Annotated in this window: 12 protein-coding genes and 5 pseudogenes; 12 read left to right on the top strand and 5 right to left on the bottom strand. The window is 56.3% G+C overall.

Translation table 11 applies throughout. From position 1 onward, the window contains the following. Positions 1-117: 117 nt before the first annotated feature. The 4 genes from kdpB to kdpF form a co-directional block, all read right to left on the bottom strand. A complete protein-coding gene (kdpB, locus tag F8N62_RS08135) occupies positions 118-2,190 on the bottom strand; it encodes a potassium-transporting ATPase subunit KdpB (protein WP_150710458.1) in 2,073 nt (690 codons plus the stop codon). 12 nt (positions 2,191-2,202) lie between these two features. Then, positions 2,203-2,862, bottom strand: coding sequence for a K(+)-transporting ATPase subunit C (gene kdpC / locus F8N62_RS08130; protein ID WP_150710457.1), 660 nt, complete (start codon positions 2,860-2,862; stop codon positions 2,203-2,205). Positions 2,863-2,872: 10 nt separating this feature from the next. Beyond that, on the bottom strand, positions 2,873-4,579 hold the full coding sequence (gene kdpA / locus F8N62_RS08125) for a potassium-transporting ATPase subunit KdpA (protein WP_150710456.1): 1,707 nt from the start codon (positions 4,577-4,579) through the stop codon (positions 2,873-2,875). A gap of 107 nt (positions 4,580-4,686) precedes the next feature. Next, positions 4,687-4,785, bottom strand: coding sequence for a K(+)-transporting ATPase subunit F (gene kdpF, locus F8N62_RS08120; RefSeq protein ID WP_074851717.1), 99 nt, complete (start codon positions 4,783-4,785; stop codon positions 4,687-4,689). A 415-nt stretch (positions 4,786-5,200) separates the two neighbouring features. Between kdpF and F8N62_RS32060 the strand changes: the two are divergent. The 3 genes and pseudogenes from F8N62_RS32060 (at position 5,201) to F8N62_RS31800 (ending at position 7,102) form a co-directional block, all read left to right on the top strand. Next, a pseudogene (locus tag F8N62_RS32060) lies at positions 5,201-5,962 on the top strand (BCCT family transporter). An 8-nt stretch (positions 5,963-5,970) separates the two neighbouring features. Beyond that, positions 5,971-6,653, top strand: a pseudogene (locus F8N62_RS31805) (BCCT family transporter). 197 nt (positions 6,654-6,850) lie between these two features. After that, on the top strand, positions 6,851-7,102 hold the full coding sequence (locus tag F8N62_RS31800; protein WP_318181474.1) for a CocE/NonD family hydrolase C-terminal non-catalytic domain-containing protein: 252 nt from the start codon (positions 6,851-6,853) through the stop codon (positions 7,100-7,102). Here F8N62_RS31800 and F8N62_RS08105 read toward each other — a convergent pair. Beyond that, positions 7,065-7,302: pseudogene (locus F8N62_RS08105) on the bottom strand (transposase); the annotation flags it as partial. The gene F8N62_RS31800 and the pseudogene F8N62_RS08105 overlap by 38 nt on opposite strands. 1,066 nt (positions 7,303-8,368) lie before the next feature. Between F8N62_RS08105 and F8N62_RS08100 the strand changes: the two are divergent. The 9 genes and pseudogenes from F8N62_RS08100 to F8N62_RS08055 all read left to right on the top strand — a co-directional run bounded on the left by F8N62_RS08100 (position 8,369) and on the right by F8N62_RS08055 (position 18,908). Next, positions 8,369-8,761: an antibiotic biosynthesis monooxygenase gene (locus F8N62_RS08100; RefSeq protein ID WP_150710455.1), complete on the top strand. Its 393-nt coding sequence runs from the start codon at positions 8,369-8,371 to the stop codon at positions 8,759-8,761. Positions 8,762-9,025: 264 nt separating this feature from the next. Next, positions 9,026-10,312, top strand: a complete 1,287-nt coding sequence (locus tag F8N62_RS08095) for an OprD family porin (RefSeq protein WP_150710454.1) — start codon at positions 9,026-9,028, stop codon at positions 10,310-10,312. A gap of 1,245 nt (positions 10,313-11,557) precedes the next feature. Further along, a complete protein-coding gene (locus F8N62_RS08090; RefSeq protein WP_150710453.1) occupies positions 11,558-12,919 on the top strand; it encodes an aromatic acid/H+ symport family MFS transporter in 1,362 nt (453 codons plus the stop codon). After that, positions 12,894-13,061: pseudogene (locus tag F8N62_RS08085) on the top strand (benzoate/H(+) symporter BenE family transporter); the annotation flags it as partial. The gene F8N62_RS08090 and the pseudogene F8N62_RS08085, both read left to right, overlap by 26 nt. Before the next feature lie 108 nt (positions 13,062-13,169). After that, complete coding sequence (locus F8N62_RS08080) at positions 13,170-14,438, top strand: OprD family porin (protein WP_150710452.1); 1,269 nt, start codon at positions 13,170-13,172, stop codon at positions 14,436-14,438. Positions 14,439-14,704: 266 nt separating this feature from the next. Next, positions 14,705-15,082, top strand: a pseudogene (locus F8N62_RS31795) (methyl-accepting chemotaxis protein); the annotation flags it as partial. A gap of 233 nt (positions 15,083-15,315) precedes the next feature. Beyond that, the gene (gene msrP, locus F8N62_RS08065; protein WP_150710450.1) at positions 15,316-16,329 is read left to right on the top strand and encodes a protein-methionine-sulfoxide reductase catalytic subunit MsrP; all 1,014 of its coding nucleotides are present in this window, start codon (positions 15,316-15,318) and stop codon (positions 16,327-16,329) included. Between the two features lie 1,265 nt (positions 16,330-17,594). Next, the gene (locus F8N62_RS08060; RefSeq protein ID WP_191632359.1) at positions 17,595-17,849 is read left to right on the top strand and encodes a helix-turn-helix domain-containing protein; all 255 of its coding nucleotides are present in this window, start codon (positions 17,595-17,597) and stop codon (positions 17,847-17,849) included. 366 nt (positions 17,850-18,215) lie between these two features. Beyond that, positions 18,216-18,908, top strand: a complete 693-nt coding sequence (locus F8N62_RS08055) for an HAD family hydrolase (protein ID WP_150710448.1) — start codon at positions 18,216-18,218, stop codon at positions 18,906-18,908. Positions 18,909-19,230 lie beyond the last annotated feature (322 nt).

Below are 19,230 nucleotides of genomic sequence, written 5' to 3'. Positions count from 1 at the left end.
GTCTGTAGGAGCGAGTTTGCTCGCGCAAAACCTGAGAGCGCCGTTGGGTGTCAGGTTTCCCGCGTAATCGTTAACGACCTTCGCGAGCAAGCTTGCTCCTACAGGGGAGTTGGTCCGTTACACCAGACCTAGTCCAGTCAACACCATGTCAATTACCTTGATCCCGGCAAATGGCACCAGCACCCCACCCACGCCATAGATCAGCAAGTTGCGGTTAAGCAACGCCGCCGCACCAATGGCCCGATAGGTCACGCCGCGCAGCGCCAGTGGAATCAACGCGACAATGATCAGCGCGTTGAAAATCACCGCACTGAGAATCGCCGAGTTGGGGCTGGTCAGGTGCATGACGTTCAAGGCACCGAGCTGCGGATAGGTCGCCACGAATGCCGCCGGGATGATAGCGAAATACTTCGCCACGTCGTTGGCGACGCTGAAGGTGGTCAGGGCGCCACGGGTCATCAGCATCTGTTTGCCGACCTCGACCACTTCGATCAGCTTGGTCGGGTTGCTGTCCAAGTCGACCATGTTGCCGGCCTCTTTCGCTGCCTGGGTGCCGCTGTTCATTGCTACCGCCACGTCGGCCTGGGCCAGTGCAGGAGCGTCGTTGGTGCCGTCGCCGGTCATGGCGACGAGCTTGCCCTGGGCCTGGTAGTCGCGGATCAGTTGCAGCTTGTCCTCCGGGCGAGCCTCGGCGAGGAAGTCGTCGACACCAGCCTCCACGGCAATCGCCGCTGCGGTCAGGCGGTTGTCGCCGGTGATCATCACCGTCTTGATGCCCATGCGCCGCAGTTCCACGAAGCGCTCCTTGATACCGCCCTTTACCACGTCTTTGAGCTCTACCACGCCCAGTGCCTTGGAACCGTCGGACACCACCAGCGGCGTGCTGCCGCGCCGTGAGACTTCATCGACCTTGGCCTGTAACGCCGCCGGAAAGCTCCCACCCAAGGCTTCGATATGACTGCGAATAGCATCCGCCGCACCCTTGCGAATGGTCCGGCCCTCGGGTAGGTCGACGCCGCTCATGCGGGTTTGTGCGGTGAAGTGGACAAAGCTGGCACCCAGGGCGTTGATGTCTCGCGCCCGCAGGTCGAACTTCTGTTTTGCCAGCACCACAATGCTGCGACCTTCAGGGGTTTCATCGGCCAGGGACGCCAGTTGCGCGGCGTCCGCCAACTCGGCTTCCTTGATGCCTGGTGCCGGCAGGAAACTGCTGGCCTGGCGATTACCCAGGGTGATGGTGCCGGTCTTGTCCAGCAACAACACGTCGACATCGCCAGCCGCCTCGACGGCCCGGCCTGAAGTGGCGATTACATTGGCCGACATCATCCGGCTCATCCCCGCCACGCCAATGGCTGAGAGCAGGCCGCCGATGGTGGTGGGGATCAGGCACACCAGCAACGCCACCAGCACTGTGGCACTGATCACGCTGCCGGTGCCGCTCATGGCTACGGCGAAAATCGAATAGGGGCTCAGGGTGGCGATCACCAGCAGAAACAACAGGGTCAGCCCCACCAGCAAAATGTTCAGGGCTACCTCGTTGGGCGTCTTCTGGCGCTTGGCGGACTCGACCATGGAGATCATGCGATCGAGAAACGACTCACCGGGGTTGACGCTGATGCGCACCACCAGCCAGTCCGACAGCACCCGCGTGCCGCCGGTGACCGAGGAAAAGTCGCCACCCGCTTCGCGAATCACCGGAGCCGATTCGCCGGTGATCGCGCTCTCATCCACCGAGGCCACGCCTTCGATTACCACACCGTCCAGGGGCACCAGGTCGCCGGCTTCGATCAGCACCACGCTGTCCTTGCGCAACAGACTGGCTTCAGTGGGCAACCAGGCCGCACCGTGCCGGGGTTGTTGCAGCAATTTGGCCAGGGTCTGGCGCTTCATGCTGCGCAGGCATGCTGCCTGGGCGCGGCTGCGTCCCTCGGCCAGGGCCTCGGCGAAGTTGGCGAACAGTACGGTGAACCACAGCCACAGGGTGATGCCTAATATAAAGCCGCTGGGGGCTTCACCCGCTCCGCCCAGGGACTGGAACCAAAGCAGCGTGGTGAGAATGCTGCCCAGGTACACCACGAACATCACCGGATTTTTCCACTGGGCCTGGGGCAGCAGTTTCTTAAAAGCGTCGATGCAGGCGGTGAGCACAATGCGCCGATCAAACAGAGGTAAACGAGCATTCTTGATCATGAGGGGAATCTCTTACTCACTGGCCGCGATAGGGGGCTGACGCAGGGGCAGACGAGCGTCCAGCGCGAGGTTGAGTTGCAGCACATTGACCCGTGGCTCGCCGAGCAGGGCGAGGGTGCGGGCAGCGGTGTGGTCGCTCACCAGTTGCAGCAATTCGGCTTCGGGCATCTGCCGCAGCAGGGCCACCCGTGCCAGTTGGATCCGTGCGTTGGCCACTGAGATATGTGGGTCCAGACCGGAGGCAGAGGCAGTGACGGCATCCACCGGCACTTGCGCATCGGCGGCGAGGGCGTTCTCCTGGCGATACGCCAAAACCCGCGCACTGACCTGGTCGATCAGTTTCTGGTTGGTCGGCCCCAGGTTGCTGGCGCCGCTGGAACCGGCATTGTAGGGCTGCGACACGCTTTTGCTCGGGTCTTGCGGGTCAGCGCCGAGGGTCATGCTTGGGCGGCCGTGGAAATACTCCGGGCGGGTGAAGTACTGGCCGATCAGGGCCGAGCCGATTACCAGGCCGTCGCGCTCGAGCAGCGAACCCTGGGCCTGGAATGGGAACAACAGTTGTGCGGCAAAGGTGGTGAATATCGGGTATGCCAGGCCCGTAAGGGCCATGAAAAACACTGCCGAGACCAGCACCGGACGCAACAGCCCTTTGAATATCGATTGAGTCGTCATCAACGTGTCCTTATTTGTACGTCTGGCCGGACAGCAACTGCAGTTGCTCCACCAGCGGGCCAAGCGCGAGCGCCGGCAGGAAAGTCAGACCGCCGACCACCAGCACCACGAACACCACCAGCAACATGAACAGCGGTGTGGCGGTGGGGATGGTGCCAGCACCGGCAGGTACGGTTTTCTTCATCGCCAGGGAACCGGCCACTGCCAGCATGGGCAGCATGGTAAAGAAGCGTCCGATCAGCATCGCCAGGCCAATGGTGGTGTTGAAAAACGGCGTGTTGGCGTTTAAGCCAGCAAAGGCCGAACCGTTGTTGGCGGTACCCGAGGTGTAGGCGTACAGCACCTCGCTGAAACCGTGGGGGCCGAGGTTGTTGAGGCTGGCCATGGTGTCGGGCCACACCGAGGCGAGGGCGGTGAAACCAAGGATGCTGATGGGGTGCGCCAGTACCGAGAGCATCACCAGTTTCATCTCCCGGGCCTCGATCTTCTTGCCGAGGAATTCGGGACTGCGGCCGATCATCATGCCCACCAGGAACACCGTCAGCAGTGCGTACTGGATCAGGTTGATAAAGCCCACGCCGTCGCCGCCAAACACGCAGTTGAGCATCATCTGCGCCAGTGGCACGAAGCCGCCCATGGGCGTCAACGAGTCGTGCATGGTGTTGACGGAACCGGTGGTTGCAGCCGTGGTAGTCGCAATGAACAAGCTGCTGTCGGCGACGCCGAAGCGCAGTTCCTTGCCTTCCATATTGCCGCCGCTCTGCTCTATCGACAGTGTCTGATTGGCGCCGGCCTGGGTCAGAAATGGGTTGCCGTTCTGCTCCGAACCGTAGACCAGGGCCAAAAAGCCGATGAACATCACCAGGAACGTGCCGAAAAACACCCAGCCCTGACGCCGACGTGCCAGCATGCTGCCGAAGGTGTAGGTCAGTGCCGATGGGATCAGCAACATGCTGAGGATGTGCAGGATGTTGGTCAGCGGCGTCGGGTTTTCGAACGGGTGCGCGGCGTTCATGCTGAAAAAGCCACCGCCATTGGTGCCGACGTGCTTGATCGATTCAAAGCTGGCAACTGCGCCGACGATCAACTGTTGTTGCGCGCCTTCCAGCGTCGTAGCCAGGGCTTGAGACGCGAAGGTCTGCGGCATGCCTTGCCAGACATACACCAGCGCCATGCCCACGCACAGCGGCAGCATCACCCGGTAGAGGGTGCGGGTGAAGTCGACCCAAAAGTTGCCGATGTCCGCCGAACTGGCGCGACTCAGTCCGCGAATAAACGCGGCCGCAGCCACCACGCCGGAGGTGGCGCCGACAAACATCAGAAAGGTAATGACCGCCATCTGGCTGAAGTTAGACAGGCTGGTTTCGCCCGAGTACGCCTGCCAGTTGGTGTTGGTAATAAAGGACGCGGCGGTGTTGAACGCCAGGTCCGGTGCCTGCGCCGCCAACCCCAGGGGGTTGATCGGCATGACTGCTTGCAGGCGCAGGATGAAATAACCCAGCAGCATCATCGCCGCGTTCGACAACACCAGCGCCGAGCCATAACGGGCCCAGCCCATGGTCTCCAGGGGATCAATGCCCAGCAGGCGAAACGTCGCGCGTTCCGGCAGGGCGTGGTGGGTCCCGGTAAATACCCGGGCCAGCCACTTGCCCATCAGCACGGCGAGCCCGGTCATCAACCCCAAGACCAGCGCAAATTCCAGCAAAGTGCTTAACATATTGAGCCTCCGTTCAAATCTTGCCCATGGCAACAATGGCCATGGCAGTCGCAGCAAAAAACACCAGGGAGATGCCTACAAAGATCAAGTCGTACATGGCGAACTCCCTAGAATTTTTCGGCGCGAATAAGGGCATAACCCAGATAAGCGAACAGGCCCACGGCACATAAGCCGCTGGCGATATATATGAATGTGAGTGTCAACACGGCAAAGCTCCCCTTGTTAATAAGCCGCAATAGCGGACGCGGGGAGGTTAAGGGACGGGGTATCAAGCTCAGGCACTGATTGCGGGTGCGGGTATTAAGACGGCGTATAGATGAGTGTGCAGAAAGTCACGGTAGTGGGGTTGTTGGCGGTGGTTCAATAGAGGTGACGTAATCGTTATGGCCAATAGCCTTTTTATATGCGTTCTTTACGCGGTATTTCGAGCCCCAGTCTTGACCTGATCGTTGCACTTCCATTCGTGATGGCACTGCAACTGTGCCCCCAACGTCACTTTGATCTGTATGGGTGCGTCATGACCTGAGGGAATGCTCCCCATACGCATTGATCGATTGCGGTTGTGCATAAACGGTTATCTATACCCGCGCGAAGACTTCAAGGCGAGCCACCCGACGCGGGATGCGCGGCGTTCGCCCTCTAAAAATGGCCTGCAAAGGCAATAAAAATAGTCTGTCTGGGGAATCGCACAACATGAAATACCCATTGCGTCCGTTGGTCTTCTGGCCAACCTTTCTGATTTTGCTGGCGGCGGTAATTGCCAGTTATGTCGACCTGAATGCGTTCCTTGCGGTCAGCAAACAGCTCAATACGACGATTCTCGATAACTTCTCCTGGCTGTTCAGCGCTGGCTCGTTTGCCATGGTGGTGCTGACGGGCATCGTCTACCTGTTGCAACTGGGCAAGGTGCGCATCGGCGGTGAAAACGCCAAGCCCATGCTGAGTAAATGGCGCTGGTTCATGGTCGCGCTGTGTACCACGTTGGCAGTGGGGGTGTTGATCTGGACCACGGCCGAGCCGCTCTATCGCCTGTATTCGCCCCCCACCAGCCTGCCGATCGAGGCCGGTAGCGCGGCTGCCAAGAGCTTTGCGATGTCAACGATGTTCCTGCACTGAACCATCCCCCCTATACCATTTACGTGGTGCCATCCTTGGCGTTCGTCGGTGTTCTACAACCTGCGCAGCAATGTTTCCATTGGCGCCATGCTGCAACCATTGCTCGGCGAGCAGCGGGTCAAACGCTACGCGGGGCTGATCGATACCCTGGCGATGTTTGCCCTGGTGGCCGCCACGGCCTTGTTCCTGGGCACCGGCGCACTGACGTTGTCCGGCGGCCTGAGCCAGCACATCGGCGGCGAAACCATGCCCTTTCTCCGGGGCTGATCATCGCCTTGATCTTCATCACCTTCGTCGCCTCGGCCGCCATTGGTTTGCAACGCGGGATCGTCATGCTGTCTTCGTTCAATACCTGGATCAAGCTGGCCCTGGGGTTGCTCGTGCTGTTTTGTGGACCGACTCTGTACATGATCAGTTTCGGCGTCGAATCCTGGGTGTTCACCTCGACAATTTCTTAAGACGCAGCCTGTTTACCGGTGCCGCCAGTAGCGACACTTGGCCGCAAAGCTGGACGATGTTCTACTGGTCAGTGTGGTTCGCTTGGGCGTCGGTGAGCGCGCTGTTCCTCGGCAAGATCGGCCGGGGCTACACGGTGCGCGAATTTATCCATGTCAACATGCTATACCCGGCGTTGTTCACCGCAGCGTGGATCTGCATCTTCTCCGGGTGCAGCCTGTATTTCGATGTGCTGGGCATCGAGCATGCGCTGTACCAGATGTTTCACCAGTTGCCGGCCAGTGGCCTGATGATCGCGTTCCTGTTGTTGTCGCCTTTAATTCGTTCGTCACCCCCCGACTCCAGCACCGATGTCATTGCCAACCTGCAGCAAGGGCGTCACCGCCGATTCCGATCTGGACGGCAACGCGGCGCTCAAGATCGTCTGGGGCGTAATCATCGGCACCGTGTCTTGGGTGATGGTGGCCTTTGTCGGCATCGACGAAGTGAAGATACTCTCTAACCTCGGCGGCTGCCGGGGATGATCCAAGGGTGGCAACCTGCTGATGGAGAATTTCGGCTGGGCCGCCACCATGCTCAACTTCAGCGCTGCGGTGCCCGATCCTTCGCTGGTGGGCGAAGACGGGAAAGCCATGTGGCAAGAGCGCCTGGACGCCATACCGCTGCTGGCCAAGACCTGGCTGCAACACCAGACCCTCGATGATTATGGCGCCACGGTTGGGTCCCTACCGCCCGTCGGATCAGCGCCGCGACGATGCTCACTCCCTGTTCTTAGACTTCCTGCCGCTGACCGAGCCGCTGGCTCTGCTGGGCGACGTGCGTTTGAGCCTGCGAGTGGCCAGCGATACCACCTGCGGGCAACTGGTGGCCCGTCTTAATGCCGTGGCCCCCGATGGTCAGGTCACGCAGATTACAACTCAGAAGCCGGCACCACGGTCTCTCCGGCACTGACGGCCGAGAGACTGCCGCTCTGATAGAGCTTGCGCCACTGATAGCTGGTTGGCATTAGCGCCGTTCTGCCGAGCCACCACCGAAACACTTTGTCCCGGTTGAAGACTCTCGCGAACCATCGTCAGTTTTTGCTCCGGACTCCAGCGGCGGCGCCGCTCCTGGCCAAGTAGTTCTACATTCTTGTCGTTTCTATTAGTCATAAACACAATCGTTTGCCTATCCCTAATGTTAAGGGGGAAACGGTGCCCTGTCTTTCAAGTGGCTCGTTCACAGCCTTCGTCAGTGAAGGATCCTCTGGCATTGGATACCCGTTCTCTGACATAGCCTTTGTCCGCTTCTCCACCTTAAGATGCCCAGGGTCACACACGAAGCCTGCTTTGGAACTTAGGGCTACAAGTATCTACACCTAAATTAAGATACGACGGGGTTGGCTCGCGGGGCTGCTAGCTCGATTGCTCGGTCGAAAGACCTACGTCGGTTGGTGCTAGGACATTCTGTATTGACGACGACTCGCGCATGCTCTCAAGGTCGCATGCCCAACGGAGTCCAATGAGCGTTGTAACCGAATACGTCAAATCTCTTTCTATGGACCTGCCGCTGGTGGTGTCCCCCCGTGAACCAGGAAACCCATTTTATGGTTCGACAGCCTCCCTGGATTGTTGCTCCTGGCAGCTATCGCGCATCAATACCTACGCGTTTCATAAATTTGTCAGTTAGCCATGGAATAACCTGTTCTCGTCTGCGTCATACGAGCTAAAGAGAAACAAAGCGTACACCAACTCATTCTCGAAACCATTGCCCTAAATCAACCTTGTCGTTTCGAAACATCGCAGTCACAGGTAACTCTGGGACCAAAGACATGCCAAACCTGGAGCACATACACCTATGGTACCAACCCGGATATTGCCATTGTCACGCTACATCCGATGCGTGATTTGGGGTGTATGCACAGAGGAGATGTACTATGTGAGTAGATGAGCCTTCGCGCGCTTGTTTTAGCGCCACGTCGAAACGCCGAAGTAAGCTTCAGCGTAAGAGATCAGCAACGTAGTCAAGCGCATTAAGTAACGCGTAATCCCTGTTATCGAGCAATCTGCAGAATAGGTGGGGCAGTCGAAGAATTAGTCCTGTTACAGGGTAGAGCGGTTTCATTCTTGAGCTTAAAAAATCTAGAACATTGGAGTTGACCTTCATTCTCTCCATACCCTGCTGCTAGTTGAAGACGTCTAGTAGCAAAAGACAAGGCAGGAGTCGAGGTGTCAGATAATGATTAATTCATCCAGTGGTATGGAATTAATACAACATTCCAACGTGATCAAAATTTCATTCCGGGCAGCGCCACCTTTCGAACTGCACGAAATTCAGTGCGTCATGGATACTCTAAATGCTATGCCTGATTGTTTGAGCTACACGCTTTGTGAAAAAAAAACACACCAGTATGATTGGTCCATCTGCGGAGTCTGGAACAGCGATGAGGCAAGAAGGCATCACTATGAAAGTGAGCATCTGCAAACATTGCTCCATCTGCTCATGCGCTACGATCTGCTATGCGTTTTTTTTAGCGAAATTGACACCGTGTGTTTGGCCAAGACTCACTCGATGGACCGCAAGATTTTTGATGAATGGCATGATCCAGATCCGAAGAACAGGGCAATTTAGGCTTCGCTGGGGGGAGGCGGATCCGGCGGATAGGGTAGCTCGCGCCACAATGATCACCCCGGCCAGGACCCAGTCTTCGACTTGCCGATGAGCGCTGAACAGCTGACCTAACGCCTGTGGCCAACCGCCATTACTAATAAAACAATAATAAGGCTCGCCATGGTGTCCTGATGGCCGGACTCGTTATATCAACGGAAAAAAAGCGATAGACCGTTCGAGCCGTTCGATACAGCACTTACCAAGCATAATAAGGAAAAGACCAAAATGTTGAATTATCGAATCAGCCTGATTGCTCTGGGGATGTTGAGCGCCACACAGGCCATAGCTAACGACCAGGCCGCATCCAAGGGTTTTGTTGAAGACAGCAGCCTCAATGTGCTCCTTCGCAATGCTTACATGAATCGTGACTACAAAGACGGCAATCCTGACAAAGTCGAGTGGGGCCAAGCGGCCATCGGTACGTTTTCGTCCGGTTTCACCCAAGGCACCGTCGGTGTGGGCGTGGACGCTTTCGGTCTGTACGCACTGCGTCTGGATGGTGGCAAAGGTCGTACTGGTGCTCAAGGTATCGACTTCTTCAAAAAAGGCGACAGCGGGAACGCGGCTGACGACCTATCGAAGGCCGGCGCAGCGGTCAAATTCCGACTCTCTAGCACCACGCTGACCTACGGCGACCAGATGCCGGCCCTGCCGGTACTGAGCTACGACAACTCGCGCCTGCTGCCGGAAAGCTACACCGGCACCCTGATAACCTCCAAGGAGATCAAGGGCCTGGAGCTGAACGCCGGTCGTTTTACCGCCGAATCGCGCAAGAGCGCTGAAGGCCGTGACAGCGGTGGCCTGAAGTCGATCAACGTACTGGGCGGCAGCTACCAGTTCACCGAGCAATTCAAGGCTGCGGTCTACGCTTCCGACGTTGAAGACGTGTTGAAGAAACAGTACCTCAACGCCAACTACGTGTTCCCGATCGACAAGGATCAGTCCCTGACCCTGGACTTCAACGGCTATCGCACCAAGCTGGAAGACTCCTACGTCCGTGACAGCGGCGCCACCGGCGACGACAACAAGATCTGGAGCCTGGCGGCCACCTTCGCCACCGGCCCGCACTCGTTCACCATCGCCCACCAGCGCAGCACCGGCGACAGCAACCTGGGCTACGCCTACGGCGGCTATCAGCGCGGCCAAGGTCGTGTGGGTGACGGCGGCAACACCATCTACCTGGCGAACTCCTACTGGTCCGACTTCAACGCTGAAGACGAACGCAGCTGGCAGTTGGGCTACGGCCTCGACTTCGGCACCTTCGGCGTGCCTGGCCTGAGCTACAACTTCGCCTACGTGCGCGGCGACAACATCACCACTTCCACCAGCGAAGGCGGTACCGAGCGCGAAATCTTCAACCAGTTCAAATACGTCGTCCAAAGCGGCCCAGCCAAAGACCTCAGCGTGAAACTGCGCAGCTCGATCCTGCGGGTATCGCAGAAGTCGAGCGAGTACAACGTCAGCGGCAACGAAGTGCGTGTGTTCGTGGATTACCCGATTAACATCTTCTGAACATCGATTGAATGTTAAAACCCGATTATAAACCCCGAATGGGGGTCGCAACGCTGTTCATTTAAGCGATAGCACTGACGGTGTGATGACAGGATATCCCTAGGGGTCGCGGAAGCGACCCCTAGGGTCGACTTTGCTGATTAAGTTACTTGGATTCGCGACTGCTACGCAGCCGAACAGAGATAAATGGACTCGCCACAGATTTTCAGCATGCTCGAAAGTCTTCTTAAATGGACTGCATTGCGACGGGTGCGGTCCGTTATCGCGGACAAGCCGGCTTAATGATTGAAAAAAGCATGGTTAGCCTAGGTGTTCCGGGGATGCTACTGACGAACGAAGTTCGTGTGTGTTTACCGCATCACCGTTTTGAAAAAGTACCGGGCTGCCATGACCTCGATATCCCGCGCCCGACCCTGGCGCACTGGGTTATCTAGCGCGGCCAACACTCGCAGCCGCTGACGATTTCAACGCGCAATAGGCTACTGGCTTGCCGCGTCAACCACGGCGACGCAACACGCTGCAGGTGTTGAAAGGGGCTTACCGGGAGCGAAGCGGTCAATCGGAGATGTGGGTGCCGATCGGCGGCCGGGCAGACCAAGCGGTGATGCTTTTTGACTCTTCCATGCAGACGAGCACGGGGCGTACTGAGGCGCCTGCTCGATGGCAATCGCGGCTACGTCATGACTGATGGTTACGCCGGTTACATCGCGCTGGACGCGCCGGCCGGGTTGAGCGGTTAGGTGCTAGGTAGATGCTCCGCGCTAGTTCGTTGAAGCCCAAAAGTGCGGCCCAATTAGGCAAGACAGGGCCCACAGATATCGGGCGGAACCTGATCAATAAACTTAGGACAAATCCGTTGAAATTGGCACCTCAAAAACAGTACGTCCAACGACTCTCCGGCGGGGACAAACGTTCGAGCCTGCAGCAGGCGCTGGCACACCTAATGCCCGCGCTCCCGTTGACGCGCGTTAGAAAGAAACGCTTTGGCTTGCTCGACCGTAATCAGAGTCCTTCATATGCCAACGCTTAGCGCTCAAATGCGTTCGCAAAAGACAGTTTGTCGCAGAGGGACAGAGGCTTCTCGCGAAACCTCTCCCCCACGAGCCGTTCAGGCCCATGCACAAAACGGATAGCAATCTGCGCACAGCGGATATTACCTAACGCCTAGGAACTTTACCCTCGGCTTTACGGGACGTTAGCCGCTTTGTCGACGCTCCGACAAAACAACAACAAGAGATAAATGCCATGCGCAAAATTGACGTACATGAGGTTATCGACAACGCACGATTCAACCGCTTCCACTGGATGGTGCTGTTCTGGTGTGCCTTGATCATCATCTTCGACGGTTACGATCTGGTGATTTACGGCGTGGTGCTGCCGATGCTGATGAAAGAGTGGGGGCTCAGTCCCTTGCAGGCCGGTGCACTGGGCAGCTACGCCTTGTTCGGAATGATGTTCGGCGCGCTGTTTTTCGGCCCGCTCTCGGACAGGATTGGCCGCAAGAAAGCCATCACTATCTGCGTGATGCTCTTTAGTGGCTTTACCGTGCTCAACGGATTCGCGCGCAACCCCACGGAATTCGGGATTTGCCGCTTCATTGCCGGCCTGGGCATCGGCGGGGTGATGCCCAACGTCGTGGCATTGATGAACGAGTACGCGCCGAAGAAAATCCGCAGCACGCTGGTGGCGATCATGTTCAGTGGCTACTCGGTGGGCGGCATGCTCTCGGCGGGGCTGGGTATCGTGCTGATCCCGAGTTTCGGTTGGCAGCCGGTGTTCTACGTTGCGGTGCTCCCGCTGCTGTTGTTGCCGCTGATCATGTATTTCATGCCTGAGTCGGTGGGTTTCATGCTGCGCCAGGGACGCACTGAGGAGGCGCGCCACATTCTGCAGCGGGTGGAGCCGACCTATGTCGCGCAATCCAGCGATCAACTCGATATGAGCGAGGTGAAGGGGGCCGGCGCCCCGGTGTTGCAATTATTTCGCGAGGGCCGGGCACTGCGCACGCTGATGCTGTGGCTGGCATTTTTCTGCTGCTTGCTGATGGTCTACGCGCTAAGTTCGTGGCTGCCGAAACTGATGACCAACGCCGGTTACAGCTTGGGTTCGAGCCTGTCGTTCCTGTTGGTGCTCAATTTTGGCGCGATTTTCGGCGCGGTCGGCGGCGGCGTACTGGGTGACAGGCTCAACCTGCCGCGAGTGTTGGCGGTGTTCTTCACCGTGGCGGCCGTATCGATCACCCTACTCGGTTTTAACAGTCCCACACCGATGTTGTACCTGCTGATCGCTATCGCCGGCGCCACGACCATCGGCTCGCAGATTTTGCTGTATGCCTGCGCTGCGCAGTTCTACTCGATGACCATTCGCTCCACCGGTTTGGGTTGGGCCTCGGGCATCGGGCGCAACGGCGCGATTGTCGGTCCGTTGCTAGGCGGTGCCTTACTGGGAGTCAGCCTGCCGCTGCAACTGAATTTCATGGCATTTGCCTTGCCCGGCGCGGTGGCTGCAATTGCCATGACTGTGTTTGCCATCAGCCATCAGCGCAGCGCCAGACAAGCTCAGCCTTTTCGCCACCGTTCTCCTGGCGAGGCGGCAGGCGGCGCGTAATGAAGTCGTTGCTGCGGGACTTTTCGTAGCCGGATTCATCGCCACGGTGATTTTCTACGCCGGCCCGCTGGTGATCATTTTCCAGGCCACAGAAAACGCAAACCTTTCGCGAGAAGTGCTGTTGTCGTGGGTCTGGATTTTGGGGCCTGTTTTTCGGCATGGCCACCCACCTGTTGTTGCACGCCCGCCGCGAAAGCGTAGCGGCTGAAGCACTTCCCACTGTCGATCAATAAAAACAAGAGAAAAAACGATGAAACAGATTTTTCTAACAACCGGCTCAGTGTTGTCCACGGCGCTCGTCTCGAGTTTCTCCGCCGGTACGATGGCGGCCGAGGGCGGCTTTATCGAAGACACCACCGCCACTTTGCAAGCGCGCAATTACTACTTCAGCCGTAACTTCTCCGACATCGTCGGGACCAGCAAACAGTCGAAGGCAGAAGAGTGGGCGCAGGGCTTCATTCTCAACGTCAAATCCGGTTACACCCAGGGGCCCGTGGGTTTTGGCGTGGATGTGATCGGCCTGCTCGGTCTCAAACTCGACAGCAGTCCGGACCGGGTTAATACCGGTTTGCTCCCGGTAAAGGAGGACGGGCGCGCGGCGAATAATTACAGCCGACTGGAAGGCGCGGTGAAGGTGCGTTACTCAAAAACCGAGTTGAAGGTGGGTGAACTTCAACCCAACCTGCCGGTGCTGGCGTTTAGCGATATCCGTCTGTTGCCGCCCAGCTATCAAGGCGCAAGCATCAGCTCGAATGAGATCAACGGCTTGACGTTGCAGGGTGGTCACTTGAGTTCAACCAGCCTGCGCAACGAGGCCGGGGACGAAAAAATGCAAGCCTTGCTGGGTCATGTGCCGCAGCGCCAGGTCAGCAGCGACGGCTTCAATTTTGCCGGTGCCGATTACGCCTTTAACGATAAACGCAGTTCGGTCAGCGCCTGGTTTGGGCAACTGGAGGATATCTACAACCAGCGTTTTCTCGGCCTCAAACACAGTCAACCAATGAGCGACTGGGTACTGGGCGCCAACCTTGGCTATTACGATTCGCGCGAAGATGGCAAAAAGCTGCTGGGTAACATCGACAACCAGGCGTTCTTTTCCCTGCTGTCGGCCAAGCGTGGCGGCCATACGTTTTATGTCGGTTATCAGGGTATGTTCGGCGACAGCGCCTTCCCGAGAGTCTTTGCCAATATCTCGCCGCTGGGCAACGAGGTGCCGACCTACGAGTTCGCCTACGCCGATGAGCGTTCCTGGCAGGCGCGTTATGACTACGACTTCGCAGCCCTTGGCATTCAGGGACTCACCACCACTGTGCGTTATATCTCCGGTAATAACGTCGACACCGGCCAAGGGTTCGAGGGCAAGGACCGCGAGCGTGACCTGGACCTTGGCTACGCGGTGCAGAGTGGTCGCCTCAAAGGCCTCGGAATACGCGTTCGCAACGTGATGGCCCGCTCCAACTACCGCAGTGATATCGACGAAAACCGCCTGATCCTCAGTTACACCTGGACGCTGCTATGACTACCGAAAAGCAACAACACACATATAAAACTGGACTGCAGGTTACGCTGGATAAGTTGTCTGACTCCGTACAACAGACCGAGAAAGACATGCATTTTGCCAATCAACTGGCGCGTACGGCCGGAGAACAGGTCGAGGCGAGTGCGAGGTGCATGCAGTCTTCGGCCGGTGTGTTGGAGGATCTGAACCTCTACATGCAGCGTCTGGATCAAGTGTTCGACGAGCTTGGCCGTCAGTCTATGCGCATTGGTGCGATTGTCGGGAGCATTCAGGACATTTCCCGTCAGACCAACCTGTTGGCGCTGAACGCGGCGATCGAGGCGGCGAGGGCGGGCAGCCATGGCCGAGGGTTTGCGGTGGTCGCCGATGAGGTACGCAATCTTTCGCGTCAGGCGGCGGATTCCAGTGCGCAAATTCGGCAAATCGCCACGGGGCTGGAACAGTCCGCGGAGCAGGCGCGCAAAGGGCTTCAGCAATTGGCCTGTTCAACCCGTCTGGGTTTGGAAAAGGCTGGAGTGGCCATGCACTCGATGGAGGAAGTGCAAAGCGGCGCGGTGACCAGGGTAGAGGTGGTCGAGCGAATCATGGCGCGTCTGGTCGGTTTGCATGAGCTGGCGCTGCAGGCGAACCGAATGATTATGTAAGTGCCCGTGTTACAGGTTGCTCATACAGTTGTCCATGACCTGGTATATCACGCGATGGGGCTGATCCTGATGCTCGATTTACCATGGCCGCCGGTACGACGTCACGGATACTGCTGTTGGTGTTTTCTTGCCTACACAACCTCAGGTCCGGTGCAATGACTGATACGTTTTCGTCGTCTCAAAACGCTTAACTTCCGTCATAGTTATCTATTCTTCAATGCTGCGGAGTTGCCATGCTCATCAAAATTGCCAAAGCGTCTGACTGTCACGAGTCGGACGTCACGCCTGAATCCCTCTATATATCGCGTCGCAGTGTTTTGGGTCTCGCCGCCGCTGGATTGGCGGTCAGCAGCTTACCGCGCTGGGTCAGTGCTGCGGATGCGGCGCGCTATGCCGATGTCGAGCCGGGCCATGCGCAGGTTTGGTTCGCCGAGAAACATCCTTCTATCAAGTGGGGAGTGGTGAACGTAAAGGATGAAGCGAACACGCCCTTCAAAGATGCGACCCACTACAACAACTTCTATGAGTTCGGCACTGACAAAGGTGACCCAGCAGCCTATGCTGGCTCGCTCAAAACCGAACCGTGGAGCGTGGTCGTAGACGGGGAGGTGAACAAGCCGGGACGCTATGCGCTGGAAGATTTCATGAAGCCTTATCAATTGGAAGAGCGTATTTATCGGCTTCGCTGCGTAGAGGCCTGGTCGATGGTGATTCCGTGGATCGGTTTTCCCATCGCTGCACTGCTCAAGGAAGTGGAGCCGACGTCCAACGCCAAGTTCATCCGATTCGAAACGTTGCAGGATCCCAAGACCATGCCTGGGCAACGATCGGGTTTTGCCTTGCTCGACTGGCCTTATGTAGAGGGACTGCGTCTGGATGAGGCGATGAATCCATTGGCGATTCTTGCAGTGGGTATGTACGGACGCGAACTGCCTAACCAGAACGGCGCGCCCCTGCGGCTTATTGTGCCATGGAAGTATGGTTTCAAGAGCGTCAAATCCATCGTGCGGATTAGTCTCGTCAATGAGCAACCAAAAACCACATGGCAAACTATTGCTGCGAATGAATACGGTTTTTACGCCAATGTGAACCCAACGGTTGATCATCCTCGCTGGACGCAGGCGCGGGAGCGGCGCTTGCCGAGCGGGTTGTTCAAGCCCAACGTGCGTGACACACAGATGTTCAATGGTTACTCGGATGAAGTCTCTTCTCTATATGCAGGACTCGATCTGCGGAAGAACTACTAATGCGGTATTCGTTTTGGAGACCTTATGCCTGCTGCGATACGGCCGGTGCTTAAAGTGGGCAACTCCCATTCTGCGCTGCAGCAAATGTAACATTCGACGTTTCAGTGATTGGATACATAGTCGGTCTTGTGGTTGTGGCTGCTATAGGTTTCGCTGTTTGGAGAGTCACTTGGAAGAGCCGCAAATATAAAAGGGATTTTGCCCCTTTCTTCAGTGCCTCGCTCTGCCCTGTTCCGTGGGTCCGCCGCGAGCGGCCATCCTTGGAGGTGCGCGGTTACCCGGCTATCATGCCGGATTGCCCTCTCCGCAGAACCTGCGTTCGGCCTCTGGAGGGTCGCAACATCAAGATCAAGCGCTGTAGGCGAGCTAACGCTTGACCTGGAGAGTGGTAGAAGGTAATCGCGGACGCGGGCGCCCTGTAGGAACCAGCTTGTAGCGCAAAACGCCTGGACATCACGTTCCCTCAGACAGCACGCGCTGTCACTGGTGTCCACCTCAGAAAATAACAAGAGCATGACTGGTCCATCTGTGGCGCTTGGTGTAGTGAGGAGGCAGAGAGGCGATCCACTGTCCGCTTTCGCTCATGGATCGAACCTCCTTCCGTCAATAGAGGTGCCCGTTCAAATAGGGTAGTTGCATGTCGGAAGGCAACCAACCAGCACATGCGCGCCCGTTCAACGGTTACGTTTAAACCGCTTATGCAAAAAAGCCCCCGTTGGCCCTGGGGCTTAGGTGGCTTTTACATGTGCGCCACCTTTTCAATGAGTGAGTTTGAGAATTTCATCCTCTAACATTTGTTAGCTGCTGATTGAACCCCTCAGCCACCTGCTTAGAGCATGTGTACCCGTCGACGTAAGGGGCACAGTTTCTTTGAAAGCATCGACGCGCTTCCCGTGCCGGCGCAGCGAATCTCTGGCTGCCTTGCGGAAGCATAGGCGGCCCTTGAGTGAGGGGGGGGGCACGCGTTTTCGATTCGTAGCATCAACTACTAGTGACCTTCCGAAGATATTGAGGGAGCAGCGATTTACAAAGGGTTACATGCATTTTTCAGCGAATGCTCTATTGCGCTTCCACGTTGCTGAAAAGAATCAACGATATCGATCTGATTGCACGACATTTTTTCTCCAGAGCTCATCCTAATAAAAAGCCTCCCAGTATTTTTCAGGTTTCTAACAAGCCAACCATAGCCAGGAAATATCTCTCAGTTGAGGGGCGTCAATGATCGATTATCCGGCACTGATATGAGTCGATGGGAGGATGAGGTAATGATGGAGGTCCTTAACGCGCAGAGTTCATCCACGGGCGAATTCACTCCATTTACCCATCATGAGTTTACTGAAATTGGTTCATTCGATGCTGAGCGACAAGCTGTATTCCTCGCCCTACAATCAATGAATTTTAATCTGACACTAACCGCAGAAGTGTTGGGCATGTCAAGATCGACACTTTATTCTAAGATGAAAAAATACAACATTACGTCGCAGCGCCAGGCTTCAAAAGACAATCCCCTGATGAAATGACTGCATTCTGCTCGGTGTAGCTGATGAGGGCTCAATCACACCAAAGCAGTGCTGTTTAGAATGAAAAATTTACGTAAGAAAATCTTACACTGTAAATTTATAAGACAGAAATAATTGGAAAATTTAATACGGACTGGAGGATCACTAGTCTCCAGGGCGTGAAAACTCGTAAAAAATGGAGTTGTGGCACAATTGCTGCTTGAGTGGCTCTGCGATCGACACGTGGCACCCCATTGAGGTGAAGGTTGTGGTGTCGTCTGTATTAGGTTTTATGGGTGGTTGAGAAAGTTTGGCAGTCAATCAATGTGTTGTTAATCATTGTAGTGACGTTGAACTTTAATTAAATTCTAAACAAGGGTCAATGACATGCGAGCATTCAAGGCTATTACCTTCGATTTCTGGGGAACGCTGGTCGATGTTGATACGAGCGGTCAAGCCGGTGTGGCTGAAGTTCTCGGCGAATGTGGCTTGGCTGGTTTCGATGCGCAAGAATTCTATTTGAAATGGGATGACGCAACCGTACGGCGTTATCGCTCCGGGGTCTGGCAGCCTTACTTTAACTACGCTCTGCTTGGGCTTCGGGACGTGTTGGAGCCTTTGGGATTTGAAGCTGGAGCAGAGCGTTGGCGTCAACTCACCGAGATATTGCTATCAACGATGACGCGGGATGCGAAGCCCCATACAGAGGTGCGCGAAATCATCTCCGTCCTGAAGCGGCACTATCCGCTGATGCCGATCACCAATATGGATAATCGGTTTTTTGATTTGAATCCTTTCAGGGCTGAGTTCTCCCTGGCGACAACCGCCGAAGAAGCGAAGGCATTCAAGCCTTCGGCATTGATTTTCAAGCATGCAATTGAAAAGCTTGGAGTGCCCGCGGATCAGACCCTACACATATCTCTGTCTCAGTTCGCAGATCTTGAAGGTGCCATGCCGATGGGCATGCAAGTCGCCTGGATCAATCGGTATGGCGAACCAAGAGGTCGATTTACACCCGCTCCACTCTACGAGTTCAGAAATCTCTTGGGGTTGCGCGACGTGATTGAGGCTGCTTGGTAAGGGTGAGCTTTTTTAATTTTCGTGAGTGCGTTGTGCTCTCCATATTTTCCGTTTGAGTGTGGTGTGAGTTCGCGTTGCAGTGGACATGGAGCAGTATCGCCTGGCCGCTGCAGCGCCTTTTTTTTGGCTTTTTTAGGTGGGGTGAAGTATTGCGAAAGCATTTGATGTGGTAGGGCAAGGATGGACGGATTTTCCAGCATCAAACTTTTAGGTCGTTGTTTTGTTAGCTCAATGATTGGGCTTTGACTTCGGCATCGCGGATCATTTCGTAGCCTATTTAGCTGCACAAAATATTTACAGTGTAAAAATATTAATCGATTAA

It is taken from the genome of Pseudomonas fluorescens (genome assembly GCF_902497785.1).
Classification (GTDB): domain Bacteria; phylum Pseudomonadota; class Gammaproteobacteria; order Pseudomonadales; family Pseudomonadaceae; genus Aquipseudomonas; species Aquipseudomonas fluorescens_BO.
This window is presented reverse-complemented; position numbering and strand designations above follow the sequence as displayed.

Bases quoted from the DNA above. Each gene is read 5' to 3' on its own strand.
- kdpB (WP_150710458.1), bottom strand. From the start codon at position 2,190: ATGATCAAGAATGCTCGTTTACCTCTGTTTGATCGGCGCATTGTGCTC.
- kdpC (WP_150710457.1), bottom strand. From the start codon at position 2,862: ATGACGACTCAATCGATATTCAAAGGGCTGTTGCGTCCGGTGCTGGTC.
- kdpA (WP_150710456.1), bottom strand. From the start codon at position 4,579: ATGTTAAGCACTTTGCTGGAATTTGCGCTGGTCTTGGGGTTGATGACC.
- F8N62_RS31800 (WP_318181474.1), top strand. From the start codon at position 6,851: ATGATTATGGCGCCACGGTTGGGTCCCTACCGCCCGTCGGATCAGCGC.
- F8N62_RS08100 (WP_150710455.1), top strand. From the start codon at position 8,369: ATGATTAATTCATCCAGTGGTATGGAATTAATACAACATTCCAACGTG.
- F8N62_RS08095 (WP_150710454.1), top strand. From the start codon at position 9,026: ATGTTGAATTATCGAATCAGCCTGATTGCTCTGGGGATGTTGAGCGCC.
- F8N62_RS08090 (WP_150710453.1), top strand. From the start codon at position 11,558: ATGCGCAAAATTGACGTACATGAGGTTATCGACAACGCACGATTCAAC.
- F8N62_RS08080 (WP_150710452.1), top strand. From the start codon at position 13,170: ATGAAACAGATTTTTCTAACAACCGGCTCAGTGTTGTCCACGGCGCTC.
- msrP (WP_150710450.1), top strand. From the start codon at position 15,316: ATGCTCATCAAAATTGCCAAAGCGTCTGACTGTCACGAGTCGGACGTC.
- F8N62_RS08060 (WP_191632359.1), top strand. From the start codon at position 17,595: ATGATGGAGGTCCTTAACGCGCAGAGTTCATCCACGGGCGAATTCACT.
- F8N62_RS08055 (WP_150710448.1), top strand. From the start codon at position 18,216: ATGCGAGCATTCAAGGCTATTACCTTCGATTTCTGGGGAACGCTGGTC.